The following is a 13,057-nucleotide window of genomic DNA, read 5'->3' as shown; positions in this document are numbered from 1 at the left end:
CACCGGAAGAAGCCATGCGCGCAATGCTTTCCGCCGAGCTGCTGCACACCCTCCCCACCGGCGAGACGCACCGCTACGAGTTCTACATCCAGCCGGTGATCGAGGACCTGGTGCGCCAGGGCGCGCTGGAGGTCAAGCGTCAAGGCACCTGGCAATCCAGCAGGCAGCGAACCCTGCACCGCCCGGCGCGCGGCACCCGGCTCACCGCCGACCGGATGGACCTCGGCTACCTCCGCGAGGCCGAGTCGGTGCTGCCGCTCTTCCACCGGCTCCGCGGCGACCGCGAGTTCGCCCTGCAGATCGGCATGCCCACCGATTTCACCCTCGCCTTCATCGCCCTCGGCCCCGGCGGACTGCGCGCGAACCGCGCCGCCTTCACCGCCGCCACCGTGCGGGAGATCACCGCCATCCGCGAACTCGCGGGCGACGACGTGGTGATCCAGCTGGAGGCCACCGCCGAACTGATACTCGCGGCCCGGCTGCAACCCGCGCACCGCAGGGCCGACGCGGTGCTCGGGCTGAGCCGCGGCATCGCCGCGCTGGCCGCCGCGGCCCCGGAGGGCACCCGCTTCGGCGTCCACCTGTGCCTGGGCAGCCTGCACAACCGGGCGCGGGCCCGGCTGCACGACACCAGGCCGCTGGTCGACCTGGCCAATGCCGTGGCGCGGCAGTGGCCGGCGAGCAGGCCGCTGGAGTTCGTGCACGGCCCGCTCGCCGCGGGCGAGGTGCCGCCACCCGCCGAACCGGCCTTCTACGCCCCGCTGCGCGACCTCGCGCTCGGCACCCGCTTCTACGCGGGGCTGGTGCACGACACCCCGTCCGCGGCCGAGCAGGAAGAGACGCTGCGCACGGTCGAGCGCGTGCTCGGCCGCCGGGTCGATGGCGTCGCCTCGGCCTGCGGGCTCGGCCGGGTGCCGCGCGCCATGGCGGACCGGCTGGTGACCAGGGCGAACGAGCTCGCCGGTACGCCCTAGCGGACCGCGGCTATCCCGCCGAGCAGGATCAGCTTCGTCTCCGGCAGGTCGTCGCCGAGCCACTCCTGGATCGGCACCACCCCCGGCTCGAGCAGTTCGTAGCCGTCGAAGAGCGCGCGCACCTGCGCCACCGAGCGGTAGGCGACCTGGGCCGGGCTGCCGTCGGTGTCGTTCTGCGAGCGCTCCCGGAACTCCTGGCTGCTCTCCGTCGCGCCGTGCGTGAAGACCACATAGCTCCCCGGCGCCAGCGCCGCCCGCAGCCTGCGCACGATCTCCGCGGGATATTCGTCGTCCATCACGAAGTGCAGCACCCCGACCAGCAGCACCCCGATCGGCCGGTCGAAGTCGAGCAGCCGCTGCGCGCGCACCCGCTCGACGATGTCGTCCACATCGCGGACGTCGCCGAGCAGGGCGGTCACGCCGGTGACCCCGGTCAGGATGGCATTGCTGTGAACCAGCACGACCGGGTCGTTGTCGACCGCGACCACCGGGATCGCCGCGTCGTACTCGCGCGCCGTCTCGTGCACGTTCGGCGAGGTCGGCAGCCCGGAGCCGAGGTCGAGGAACTGCCGCACCCCGGCCTCGGCCGCGTGCCGCACCCCGCCGAGCAGGAACTGCCTGCTGAACCAGGCCAGGGTGCGGGTGTCCGGCGCGACCGCGAGCATGCGGTGCGCCACCCGCTGGTCCACCTCGTAGTTGTCCTTGCCGCCGAGCAGGTAGTCGAAGACACGCGCCGAATTCGGCCGCGAAGGATCGACCCCGGCCGGTGTGCGCTCGTGCTCCGCCATCGCGCAGCCCCTTCCCGTGTCGGGCCGATGGTAACAACACGGACTTCACCCGTGGTCCGGGGCGACGGAGTTGTCCCGCAATGGTTTTCGCTGGCAGACGCTGCGGTTTGTCGTCCGCAAGGGCAGGTGCACGCGCACAGATGAATTCCCGGCGCCGGTCCCGTCTCAATTCGCAGGACCGTTTTTCACCGACCAGTGAGGACACCATGAGCACCAACGCACTCCCGCCCGTCGTCGACGCCGCGACCTGGCAGCGCGAACTCGCCGAACTCAGGACCCGGGAAAAGGCCGCGACCAGGGAACTCGACGCCATCGCCGCCCAGCGCAGGCGGCTGCCGATGGTCCAGCTGCCGGAGTACACCCTGGAGGGCCCGGACGGCCCGATCCGGCTGGCCGATGTCTTCGAGGGGAAGTCCCAGCTCATCGTCTACAGCCACATGTGGTTCCCCGGCAAGGAATGGCAGTGCCCCGGCTGCACCGGCCTCACCTCCCAATACACCCGGCTGGAATTCCTGGAGAACTACGATGCGCGATTCGTGATCGTCACCCAGGGTCCGATCGACGAGGCGCTCGCCTACAAACGCAAGGTCGGCAACAAGATGGCCTGGTACTCCACCACGAACAGCCCCTTCGGCAGCGATGTCGGCGCCCCGCCCGACGCCGGTTTCGCGGTGAACGTCTTCCTGCGCGACGGCGACACCGTCTACCGCACCTGGCACACCGACGGCCGCGGCACCGAACAGCTCAGTTACACCTTCCCGCTCATCGACCTGCTGCCCTACGGGCGTCAGGAGGAGTGGCAGGACTCGCCCGCCGGCTGGCCGCAGTCGCCCACCTACAGCAGGTGGAGCGGATCGAAGGAGATCGCCGCGGCGTACGGGGAGTAGCTACAGCAGCGGCGTGCTCTGCTTGTCGCCCTCGGCCCGCACCGCCTCCTCGAACCCGGACTCGTGCTCCTCGCGGTAGAGCAGCCAGCAGCCGCGGATCCCGTCGAGCAGGTCCTCGAGCAGGTCGACCGCGGGGCGGGCGGGATCGAGGCGGCAGATTCGGAACTCGTCGGTGAGCGCGGTCAGCCCCTCCTCGTCGAGCTCGTCGCCGCGCATCCGCCGCTCGATCGCCTCCGCGGCCTCGACGATGCGGGCCGGGTTGCGCACCCGGCCCTCGGCGGCGGCGAGCGCGTCGGCGATCAGGTCGACCACCACCTCGGTGGGGCTCTCGCCCGCGCACAGCCGCTCCAGCACCAGCGTCGGGGTCTCCACCTGCAGCGCCTCCAGATTGTCGGCCTCGGCGACCACGTGCACCGGGTGCACGCTCGCCGCCTCGGCGGTGACCTGCGCGGCCAGGTGCAGCCAGCGCGCCGCCGCCACCGCCGCTGCCGCCGGGTCGATATCGGTGAACAGGTCGATCGACCCGAGCGGGTCCGCGTGCAGCAGCGCGTCCGCCGCGAACACCTGCACCGGCGAGATATCCGCCCGCGACAGCTCCACCGCCTGCCGCGCCCGCCCCGACAGATCCCCCAGCTCCGCCGCCTCGATCGCGGCCTGCTCGGTTCTCACCTCGCCCGCCAGCAACTCGACCAGCTTCGCGTCCCCGATCAGGTGCGCCACCCGCCCGATCCGGTGCGCCGCCTCCTCCACCACGCTGTACGAGACCGCCATCAGCCCGTCGTCGTCCGGCAGATTCGGCGCCCGCACGGCCCCCTCCACCTCCGCGAACCGATTCCGCTCCTCCGCCCGGTGCCACGCCACACTGTTCGGCACCTCGGAGTCACCCGCCGCCGACGCCGGGTGGGTGTAGGTGCGCCACTGGTACTCGGACAGTTTGGTCAGCGCCGCCGCCAGGACCAGTGCCACCTCGGGCTCCACCGCCGTCGGCAGGGTGGCGATGGTCTCGGCGGTGTCTCCCCTGCCGGTCCCCCAGGTCGCTACCAGTGCGCCGGACTTCGGCTCGTATGCGTACCGCGTCACGATGTCATTTTTACCCCTGCCGGGGATCGGTGGGCGACGGCACGCTCTCCTCTTGCACTATGTCGTAGACACGGCTGCGGGAGGACGCGGAGGTCAAGCGGAACTCGCCCGGCAAACCTGCGAGCCGAGCACGGACCCGCGCACCGGGATTTCGTCCGCACGGTCGAGAGAGGAGAGCTGAACCGATGAACCACGCACGCTGGAAGCCCCTCCGGGATCGCAAGATCGCCGAGAGCGACATCGAACCCGATGATGTCACGGAGGCACGCCACGAGATTCGGCTCTCCATGGCGCTGGCCCAGGCCGTGTACGACCGCAGAACGGAACTCGGGCTCACCCAAACCGAACTCGCCCAACGAGCCGGCCTCACGCAGGCCGATATCTCCCGGATCGAAGGCTCCGACGCGGTGCCGCCCCTCCGCCGGCTCGCCAAACTCGCCGACGCCCTCGATGCCACACTGAACATCGCCCTTGGTGCCGACCACACCCGGGTGAGTTTCACGAGCCACCGCGCCGACGCTGCCTGAGCGGCCGATGGACGACGAAGCGATCATGACCCCAGCAGACGTGCAGGCGGTCTGACCACTGTCACCACATCGTGCGGCCACCCAGGACATCGTCGGCCATGCAGAATCCCGCTCGGAGCAGACTAGGCGACTTTGACACTCCAATCACCGACGTGTGCGACGACATCCAGGGTTCCGCCGAGCGCGACGATGTATTCGCGGACCAGGTCCATGGACGTGATCTTGCCGTGCTCGATCTGCGACACCCTGGCCTGCGAAACACCCATCAGCTCAGCTACCTTGGCCTGCGTCACTCCGCACTGCTTACGAAGTTCGGCGAGCTGATGCCCGCGCTGCTCCGCCCGCATCTGCTCGCGGCTCTCAGCTCGCGCTGCGACGCGTTCCGGAGAATCCCATGCCGGGTCGAGTTCGCGAGCTCGACGCTTGGCCGCTTCCCAAGGGACGCCCTTCATGGCTCAATCCTTCGTTGCTCGGTAATCCTGATAGCGCTGTTCGGCGAGCGGGATCGCATCTCGGTACCAACGATTCCATTGACCGGTTGCCGTACTTGATCCGGTCGACCAGCGGTCTTCCCAGCCCCGGACCACGTTCGGCCAGTTCGTCCAGTGCCTCCGCAACCTTGTCGGGGAGATTGTCGACACCCCGCATCTGGCTCCAGCCTCGAACACAGAAACCCGCAGGTCTTCGACCTGCGGGTTTCTGTCGAGTGGAGCTGCCGGGAATCGAACCCGGGTCCTCCGTCGTGTCTTCAGGACTTCTCCGTGTGCAGTCCGCTGTATCTCTACTCGGATCTCCCGGTCACGCGGACGAGCCGGGATGACGATCCCAGTCGCTGTTTGCTGTCCCGTACGACTCCGCGACCGAGCCGGACGGTAAGCCCTCTAGCTGATGCCGGCACCGGAACCGAGGGCATGTTCCGGGCCGACAGAGACGCTATCGCTTAGGCAGCGAGAGCGTACTCGCGCTGATGAGAATCGGCGCTTAATTGGTTGCAGCGACGCTTACGGTGGTCTCTTGCCTGCACCGACACGCTTCCCCTGAATCGACGTACGCAGTCGAAACCGTTCAGCCCCGTACGTGCCCGCGATCTGCGGGCTAGTCATCTTAACACTCTACGCGGTCAGCGCATTCCCTTTATCCGGCGGCCGAGGATGCGGGTGACCTCGCGCTCGGCGTCGCGTTTGGCCAGGTCCTGGCGCTTGTCGTAGTCCTGCTTGCCGCGGGCGAGGGCGAGCTCGACCTTCACCTTGCCGTCGGAGAAGTACATCGAGAGCGGCACCAGGGTCTGGTTGCCCTCGCGGGACTTGCCGACGAGGCGCTCGATCTCCTTCTTGTGCAGCAGCAGCTTGCGCACCCGGCGCGGGGAGTGGTTGGTCCAGGTGCCGTGGCTGAACTCCGGGATGTGCAGTCCGCGCAGCCACACCTCGCCGTTGTCGACGGTGGCGAAGGCGTCGACCAGCGAGGCCTTGCCCTCGCGCAGGCTCTTGACCTCGGTGCCGACCAGCGCGATACCGGCCTCGTAGACGTCGAGGATCGTGTAGTTGTGCCGCGCCCGGCGGTTGGTCGCGATGACCTTGCGCCCCTGTTCCTTCATGACGTCAACCTTAAAGGCGCGGCGCAACGCGTTTGTTCCCGCCCGAGCTCAGCGGAGCATGATGTACGTGGTCAGCAGGGCCGCGAAGGCGAGCACGAGCAGCACGGTGGAGAGCCGCGGCCTGCCGACCCGGGGCGGCGGGGGCCGCCTGGTGCCGAGCCACACCGTCTCGACCGGGTCGTGCGCGCGCGGGGTGCGCGGCCCCGCGTCCTCGCCGCCGCCGCCCGCGGCGCCGGCGATCTCCGGCGCGTCGTCATCCGCCATGCGAGCACGGTAACCGGCGCAGGTCCGCGGCGCCGGGTGTTCGCGGCGTGTCAGGCCAGGGCAGCGCGGAATTCGGAGGTTGCCGCGCCGGAGCCGGGATCAACTGTGACGACCTCCAATTCGACACCGCCGCGGCCGAACTCCGCGACCATGAAGCCGAGCTGGTGCCTGGTGTCGAAGCGGGCCGGGTGGGCGCCCGGACCGGAACTCGGCAGCCCGGAGGCGGTCTTGGCGGCGGCGCCGCTGACCAGCTGCGTGGTGCCGCGCGTCTCCGGGCTCGGCGTCAGTACCTGCAGGGTGTGGTCGTGGCCGGAGAAGAGCAGCTGACAGCGGCCGAGGACATGCTCGTCCAGGAAGCGGCGCACGTGCACGCCGTTCAGCGGCTCCACGGTGAGCCCCTCGTAGCGGCCCGCGTCGCCGTGCGGGCCATTGCTCCAGAACGGCTGGTGCGTGCAGGCCACCTTCCAGGTAGCGGGCGACTCGGCGAGCGCGCGGTCCAGCCAGGCGGCCTGCTCGGTCATGAAGACGCCGGTGCCGGACCAGTACGGGTCGAGCGGCGGCAGGTAGGCGGCGGCCGGGTTGATGTCGAGCACGAAGAACTCGACCAGCGGGTTCGGCTCCGGCACCCGCACCGAGTAGTACCGGCTCGGCATCCACCAGCGCGCGGAGAGCGCGTGGTAGGCCACCTCGTCATTGCCGCGCAGCAGCCAGCCGCCGTCGCCGGGCAGCACGGAGCTGTTGTCGTGGTTGCCGAGCACCATGAGCCAGGGGAAGTCGAGGCCGTGGTTGGGGTGCTCGAACTTCTCGGCGAACTGCACGTCGCCGGGGCCGTCCGGGCCGTGCTCGTAGATATTGTCGCCGAGGCCGAGCGCGAGGCCGAAGGGCGCGCGGGCGTGCGCGGCGCGGGCCGCGTCGGCGACCGCCCACTGGGTGGCGGTGCCGGTGCCTGCGTCCCCGGTGACCAGGACGCGCACCGTGTCGCCGGTGGGGAAGGGGTGCTTGGCGACCTCGGGCGCGACGGCCTGCGCGGGGGTGATCCCGAGCAGCGGCACCCCGGCGACCGTGACCGCGGCGCCGGCCAGGAAACCGCGTCTGTCCAGTGCCATCAGCCTTCCCCGGCGAGCGCGGCGAGCACCTGCTCGCCGTATTTGGCCAGCTTGTTGTCGCCGACGCCGCCGACGGCGCCGAGCTCGCTCAGGCTGCCCGGTTTGCGGGCGGCGATCTCGCGCAGGGTGGCGTCGTGGAAGACGACGTAGGCGGGGACGCCCTGCTCCTTGGCGGTGCTCGCGCGCCACTGCCGCAGCCGCTCGAAGACCGGGACGTCGGCGGCGGGCAGGTCGGCGACCGCGGCGGCCTTGCCGCCGCGGCTCGACCGCGCCGGCCGCGGCGCGCGCTCCGGCTCCCGGCGCATCGGCACCTGACGGCCGTCGAAGAGCACCTCGTTCCCGGCCTCGGTGAGCGAGAGCACCCCGTAGTCGCCGTGCACCGCGAGCAGCCCCTGGGCCAGCAGCTGCCGGACCACCCCGCGCCATTCGGTGTCGCGCAGGTCGGTGCCGATGCCGAAGACGCTGAGCTCCTGGTGGTCGTACTGCAGCACCTTGGGGTTCTGCTTGCCGAGCAGGATGTCGATGATGTGCCCGGCGCCGTAGGACTGGCCGCGCTCGCGCTTGAGCCGCAGCACCGCGGAGAGCAGCTTCTGCGCGGCGACGGTGCCGTCCCAGGTCTCCGGCGGGGTGAGGCAGGTGTCGCAGTTGCCGCAGGCGTCGCCGGGCTGGCCGAAGTAGGCGAGCAGCCGGGTGCGGCGGCAGCTCACCGTCTCGCAGAGCGCGAGCATGGCGTCCAGGTGCAGCTGCAGCTGCCTGCGGTGCGCGGCGTCGCCCTCGGAGCCCTCGATCAGCTTGCGCTGCTGCACCACATCGCTCAGGCCATAGACCATCCAGGCGGTGGACGGCAGCCCGTCGCGCCCGGCGCGGCCGGTCTCCTGGTAGTACCCCTCCACCGATTTGGGCAGGTCGAGGTGGGCGACGAAGCGCACGTCGGGCTTGTCGATGCCCATGCCGAAGGCGATGGTGGCGACCACGATAAGCCCCTCCTCGCGCAGGAAGCGGGACTGGTTCTCGGCGCGGGTCCGGTTGTCCAGCCCGGCGTGGTAGGGCACCGCGGCGATGCCGTTCTGGTTCAGCAGGGCGGCGGTCTTCTCCACCGAGTTGCGGGAGAGGCAGTAGACGATGCCCGCGTCGCCCGGGTGCTCGGCCCTGATGAAATCGAGCAGCTGCTTGTCGGGGCGGTTCTTCGGCTCGATGCGGTACTGGATGTTCGGCCGGTCGAAGCCGGCGACGAAGCGCCGGGCGGTGCCGAGGTCGAGCCGCTGGACGATCTCCTCGCGGGTCTTCTCGGTGGCGGTGGCGGTGAGCGCGATCCGCGGCACCTCGGGCCAGCGCTCGTGCAGCACCGAGAGCGCCAGGTAGTCGGGGCGGAAGTCGTGGCCCCACTGGGACACGCAGTGCGCCTCGTCGATCGCGAAGAGCGCGATCTTGCCGCGATCCAGCAGCCTCCCGGTGGACTCCAGCCGCAGCCGCTCCGGCGCCAGGTAGAGCAGGTCGAGCTCGCCCGCGGCGTAGCGCCGCTCGACCTCGCGGCGCTCGTCCGGATTCTGCGAGGAGTTGAGGAACCCGGCCTGCACGCCGAGCGCAGCCAGCGCGTCCACCTGGTCCTGCATGAGCGCGATGAGCGGCGAGACCACCACGCCGGTGCCGGGCCGCACCAGCGCGGGCACCTGGTAGCAGAGCGACTTGCCGCCGCCGGTCGGCATCAGGACGAGCGCGTCGCCGCCACCGACGAGGTGCGAGACGATGGCGTGCTGCTCGCCGCGGAAGGAGCTGTAGCCGAAGACGCGGCGTAGCACCTCGTGGGCGGCGTCATCGGTTCCGAGGTCGAGCTGGGCGGTCGCGGCGGGTGAATCCACGCGGCCATCCTACGAGCGGGCGGCGGTGCCGCACAGCCGCGCAGGCCCACCTGGGGATGAAGCCCGGGCTGGGGACGAACCCCTCACTCCCGCACGTAGTAGCGCAGCGTCGCGTACGCCGTCACGGCGGCGAAGACGATGCCGACCGGCGCGATCACCAGCGCCGTCGTCGCGATGTCCTCGCCGGTGATGCGCGGGAAGACCCTGCTGTCGAAGAGGTCGCCGAGCGCGCTGTCGATCACCAGCGGTCGCGCCACGGCCAGCCCGATCACCGCGAGCACCGAGCCCGCCAGCGCGGCGACCACCGCCTCCAGCAGGAACGGCAGTTGCGTGTACCAGCGGGTGGCGCCGACCAGCCGCATGATGCCCACCTCGGTGCGCCGGGTGAAGGCCGCGATCTGCACCATATTGGCGATCAGCATGATCGCCGCGATGGCCTGCAGCACCGCCAGCCCGAACGCGGCATTGCGCAGCCCGTCGAACAGGCTGACCAGCCGGTCGACGATGTCCTTGTCGTTGCGCACGGTGCCGACGCCCGGCCGCAGCGAGTACTCCTCCAGGATCCGCGGGTAGTTGGAGGCGTCGGCCATCTTCACCCGCAGCGAGGCGGGGAGCGGGGTCTCGCTCACGTACTGGGCCAGCTCGGGCTGGTCCTTGAAGGTCTTCTCCTTGGCCTCGCGCACCGCGTCGTCCCGGTTCAGGAACTGCACCGAGACCACGCCCGGCGTCGCCTTGAGGTCGGTCATCAGCCCGCCGCAGAGCGGCTGCGAGCAGTCCGGGTCGGCGGCCGAGATGTCCTCGGTGAGGTAGAGCCGCACCTCGAGCCGGTCCAGGAAGTACTGCTCGGTCTTGTCCGCGATGCGCACCGCGAGGAGCCCGCCGCCCAGCATGGTGAGCGAGACCGCCGTGGTCAGGATCATCGCGATGGTCATGGTGATATTGCGGCGCAGCCCCTCGGAGACCTCGCCGAACAGGAAACTCAGCCGCATCAGTGACCAACCCCGTAGACGCCGATCGCATCGTCGCGGATCAGCCTGCCGCGATCGAGTTCGACCACGCGCCTGCGCATGGCGTCGACGATGTTGTTGTCGTGCGTCGCCATCACCACGGTGGTGCCGATGCGGTTGATCCGCTCCAGCAGGTACATGATGTCGGCGCTGGTGTCCGGGTCCAGGTTGCCGGTCGGCTCGTCGGCGAGCAGCACGAGCGGCCGGTTGACGAAGGCGCGCGCGATGGCGACGCGCTGCTGCTCACCGCCGGAGAGCTCGGAGGGCAGCCGTTCGGCCTTGCCGCCGAGCCCGACCATCTCCAGCACCTCCGGGACCGTGCGGTCGATGAACTCGCGCCGCTTCCCGATCACCTCCAGCGCGAAGGCCACATTCTGCTGCACCGTCTTCTGCTGCAGCAGCCGGAAGTCCTGGAAGACGCAGCCGATGCGCTGCCGCAGCTTCGGCACCTTCCGGCCGGGTAACCGATTCACCCGGAAATCGGCGACCCGGATCTCGCCGTTGGTCGGCGTCTCCTCCTTGAGCAGCAGCCGCATGAAGGTCGATTTGCCGGAGCCGGAGGGGCCGATCACGAAGACGAATTCGCCCTTGTTGATCTCGACGGTGACGTTGTCCAGCGCGGGCCGCGTCGACGTCTTGTACGACTTGGTGACGTTGCGCATGGTGATCACGGGAAGCCAGTCTAACCAGCGTGCCGCCCGCTTCCGCGCACGCTGCTACGGCGCGGGAAGCGGGACACTGTCGACCACCGAGACCAGCGACGGCCACTGCGGGCCCGAGGTCGACGGCTCCGCCGGCTTGACGAACAGATACAGGACGAACGTGGCCAACCAGGCGGTCACCAGGATCGCCGTGGACTTACGTGGTCTCACTGATACCTTCCCGCCGCAGCGCCGCGGCGACCCGGACCCGCAGCTCGCGACCGACTTCGAATTGTTTGCCCGGCAGCGTGCGCGCCACCATGCGGATGTTCATCTGATCGACGGTGAGATCCTCGACGCCCATCACCGACGGCTCGTCGAGCAGCAGCGGTTGCAGCTTGCTGTCCTGGTAGGCCCGGGTGCCGACCTCGTGCAGGATCTCGTTGATGCGGGTGATGTCGGCGCTGGCCGCCACCGGGACGTCGATGGCGGCCCGCGCCCAGTCCTTGGACAGGTTGGTGACCTTGACGATCTGCCCGTTGGGCACGGTGATCACCTCGCCGTCGGCGTTGCGCAGCGTGGTGATCCGGAGTGTGACGTCCTCCACCGTGCCCTCGGCCTGCTCGGCCGAGCCGGTCACCGAGATGCTCACCACATCGCCGAAGCCGTACTGCCGCTCGGTGATCAGGAAGAAGCCGGCCAGGATGTCCTGCACGATGCGCTGCGCGCCGAAGCCGAGCGCGGCGCCGAGCACCGCGGCGGGCGCGACCAGCCCGCCGACCGCGAAGCCGAGCCTGCCGAGCACCTCCATCCCGACCAGGACGTAGGCGACGGTGAGCACCACCCAGGTGACGACCTGCGCCAGCGCGTGCCGGTGCTTGGCCGCCTCGGAGCGGACCAGCGCGTCACTGCTGCGGAACCCCGCGTCGATCTTGCGGGTCACCCGATCCCGGAGGTAGGTGGCGAACCGGCTGAACAGGATCGCGCCGAGGATCAGCAGCACGATCTCCAGCCCGCTGGAGCGTAGCCAGGCGGTGGTGTCCGCCGCGGGCGTCAGTGCCAGGGCCGTACCGAGCCCGTTCACCGCCACCACCTCCGAGATTCACCGCTGTCCGGAACACGCACGCCGACCACATTACAACGATTCGGCCACGATCTCGGACCGGGCGGGGCAAACTCGAAAGAGGTTGCGCGGCAGCCTACCCGGTCTGCTGCGCCTCGGACATCCGCCAGCGAATGCCGGACTCGATGAAGGCGTCGATCTCGCCGTCCAGCACTGCGCTCGGGTTGTTCACCTCGTAGCTGGTGCGCAGGTCCTTGACCATCTGGTATGGGTGCAGCACGTAGGAGCGCATCTGGTTGCCCCAGGAGGCGCCCTCGTTGGTCTTGAGCGCGTCCATCTCGGCGCGCTCCTCCTGCCGCTTGCGCTCGAGCAGCTTGGCCTGCAGCACACGCATGGCCGAGATCTTGTTCTGCAGCTGCGACTTCTCGTTCTGGCAAGTGACCACGATGCCGGTGGGGATGTGGGTGAGCCGCACCGCCGAGTCGGTGGTGTTGACGCTCTGCCCGCCGGGGCCGGAGGAGCGGTAGACGTCCACCCGGATATCGCCCTCGGGGATCTCGATGTGGTCGGTCGTCTCCACCACCGGCAGCACCTCGACCTCGGCGAACGAGGTCTGGCGGCGGCCCTGGTTGTCGAACGGGCTGATCCGCACCAGCCGGTGCGTGCCCATCTCCACCGAGAGCGTGCCGTACGCGTACGGCGTCTTCACCGCGAAGGTGGCGCTCTTGATCCCCGCCTCCTCCGCGTAGGAGGTGTCGTAGACCTCGACGCCGTACTTGTGCCGGTCGGCCCAGCGGATGTACATGCGCATGAGCATCTCGGCCCAGTCGGCGGCGTCCACGCCGCCCGCGCCCGCGCGGATATTGACCAGCGCGTCGCGCTTGTCGTACTCGCCGGAGAGCAGCGTGCGCACCTCCATGGCCTCGATATCGGCGTGCAGCGCGGTGCGCTCGGCGTCGGCGTCGGCCAGCGCGGCGGTGCGCGCCTCGCCCTCTTCTTCTTCGGCCAGCTCGTAGAGGACCGGCAGATCCTCCAGCCGCTGCCGCAGCTCGGAGACGCGGCGCAGCTCGCTCTGTGCGTGCGACAGCTCGCTCGTCACCTGCTGGGCGTGGTCCTGATCGTTCCACAGGTCCGGATCGGAGGCCTGGTGCTCGAGCTCGTCGATGCGGCGGCGCAGCTCCTCGACGTCGAGGACCGACTCCACCGTCTTGAGGGTGGTGTCGAGTTCGGCCAGAGCTGCGGAGACGTCGGGATGCACGAGGGTCAA

At 69.8% G+C, this 13,057-nt stretch carries 15 protein-coding genes and 1 other RNA gene; 3 read left to right on the top strand and 13 right to left on the bottom strand.

The window, feature by feature from the left end:
• Positions 1–14 precede the first annotated feature (14 nt).
• Entirely contained in the window at positions 15–974 is a 960-nt protein-coding gene (locus NH2_RS26250; RefSeq protein WP_245650769.1) for a hypothetical protein, read from the top strand.
• Here NH2_RS26250 and NH2_RS26245 read toward each other — a convergent pair.
• Positions 971–1,762 (bottom strand): SAM-dependent methyltransferase, encoded by a 792-nt coding sequence (locus NH2_RS26245; RefSeq protein ID WP_067659985.1) that lies wholly within the window; start codon positions 1,760–1,762, stop codon positions 971–973. The genes NH2_RS26250 and NH2_RS26245 overlap by 4 nt on opposite strands.
• Positions 1,763–1,968: 206 nt before the next feature.
• Here NH2_RS26245 and NH2_RS26240 point away from each other — a divergent pair, with 206 nt between their 5' ends.
• Positions 1,969–2,649 carry a DUF899 domain-containing protein gene (locus NH2_RS26240; protein ID WP_067659981.1) on the top strand — a complete coding sequence of 227 codons (681 nt, stop codon included), beginning with the start codon at positions 1,969–1,971 and terminating at the stop codon, positions 2,647–2,649.
• Here the strand turns inward: NH2_RS26240 and NH2_RS26235 are convergent, their stop codons facing one another.
• Positions 2,650–3,729, bottom strand: a complete 1,080-nt coding sequence (locus NH2_RS26235) for a hypothetical protein (protein WP_067659978.1) — start codon at positions 3,727–3,729, stop codon at positions 2,650–2,652.
• 185 nt (positions 3,730–3,914) lie between these two features.
• On the opposite strand from NH2_RS26235, the gene NH2_RS26230 reads away from it, so the two are divergent.
• The gene (locus tag NH2_RS26230) at positions 3,915–4,256 is read left to right on the top strand and encodes a helix-turn-helix domain-containing protein (RefSeq protein WP_067659975.1); all 342 of its coding nucleotides are present in this window, start codon (positions 3,915–3,917) and stop codon (positions 4,254–4,256) included.
• Positions 4,257–4,378: 122 nt separating this feature from the next.
• Here NH2_RS26230 and NH2_RS26225 read toward each other — a convergent pair whose 3' ends face one another.
• From NH2_RS26225 to prfB, 11 genes are all read right to left on the bottom strand, one after another.
• Entirely contained in the window at positions 4,379–4,708 is a 330-nt protein-coding gene (locus NH2_RS26225) for a helix-turn-helix domain-containing protein (RefSeq protein ID WP_067659972.1), read from the bottom strand.
• Positions 4,709–4,960: 252 nt separating this feature from the next.
• Positions 4,961–5,329: a transfer-messenger RNA gene (gene ssrA, locus NH2_RS26220) on the bottom strand.
• A 47-nt stretch (positions 5,330–5,376) separates the two neighbouring features.
• The gene (smpB, locus tag NH2_RS26215; RefSeq protein ID WP_067659969.1) at positions 5,377–5,850 is read right to left on the bottom strand and encodes an SsrA-binding protein SmpB; all 474 of its coding nucleotides are present in this window, start codon (positions 5,848–5,850) and stop codon (positions 5,377–5,379) included.
• 48 nt (positions 5,851–5,898) lie between these two features.
• Positions 5,899–6,114: a WLR motif membrane protein gene (locus NH2_RS26210; protein WP_067659967.1), complete on the bottom strand. Its 216-nt coding sequence runs from the start codon at positions 6,112–6,114 to the stop codon at positions 5,899–5,901.
• Between the two features lie 50 nt (positions 6,115–6,164).
• Positions 6,165–7,220 carry a metallophosphoesterase gene (locus tag NH2_RS26205; RefSeq protein ID WP_067659964.1) on the bottom strand — a complete coding sequence of 352 codons (1,056 nt, stop codon included), beginning with the start codon at positions 7,218–7,220 and terminating at the stop codon, positions 6,165–6,167.
• Positions 7,220–9,079 carry a DNA helicase RecQ gene (gene recQ / locus NH2_RS26200; protein WP_067659961.1) on the bottom strand — a complete coding sequence of 620 codons (1,860 nt, stop codon included), beginning with the start codon at positions 9,077–9,079 and terminating at the stop codon, positions 7,220–7,222. The genes NH2_RS26205 and recQ overlap by 1 nt, the downstream gene beginning before the upstream one ends.
• Before the next feature lie 83 nt (positions 9,080–9,162).
• A complete protein-coding gene (gene ftsX / locus NH2_RS26195) occupies positions 9,163–10,068 on the bottom strand; it encodes a permease-like cell division protein FtsX (RefSeq protein ID WP_067659958.1) in 906 nt (301 codons plus the stop codon).
• Positions 10,068–10,757 (bottom strand): cell division ATP-binding protein FtsE, encoded by a 690-nt coding sequence (gene ftsE, locus NH2_RS26190; protein WP_067659957.1) that lies wholly within the window; start codon positions 10,755–10,757, stop codon positions 10,068–10,070. The genes ftsX and ftsE overlap by 1 nt, the downstream gene beginning before the upstream one ends.
• A gap of 45 nt (positions 10,758–10,802) precedes the next feature.
• Positions 10,803–10,958, bottom strand: coding sequence for an Rv3103c transmembrane domain-containing protein (locus NH2_RS29090; protein WP_157103982.1), 156 nt, complete (start codon positions 10,956–10,958; stop codon positions 10,803–10,805).
• Positions 10,945–11,811: a mechanosensitive ion channel family protein gene (locus tag NH2_RS26185; RefSeq protein WP_067660188.1), complete on the bottom strand. Its 867-nt coding sequence runs from the start codon at positions 11,809–11,811 to the stop codon at positions 10,945–10,947. The genes NH2_RS29090 and NH2_RS26185 overlap by 14 nt, the downstream gene beginning before the upstream one ends.
• 115 nt (positions 11,812–11,926) lie before the next feature.
• Positions 11,927–13,048, bottom strand: coding sequence for a peptide chain release factor 2 (prfB, locus tag NH2_RS26180; protein WP_067659954.1), 1,122 nt, complete (start codon positions 13,046–13,048; stop codon positions 11,927–11,929).
• Positions 13,049–13,057: the final 9 nt, after the last annotated feature.

It is taken from the genome of Nocardia harenae NBRC 108248 (assembly GCF_001612885.1).
GTDB lineage: Bacteria > Actinomycetota > Actinomycetes > Mycobacteriales > Mycobacteriaceae > Nocardia > Nocardia harenae.
Note: the sequence above shows the minus strand (reverse complement) of the source record. Positions and strands in the feature narration are given on the sequence as shown.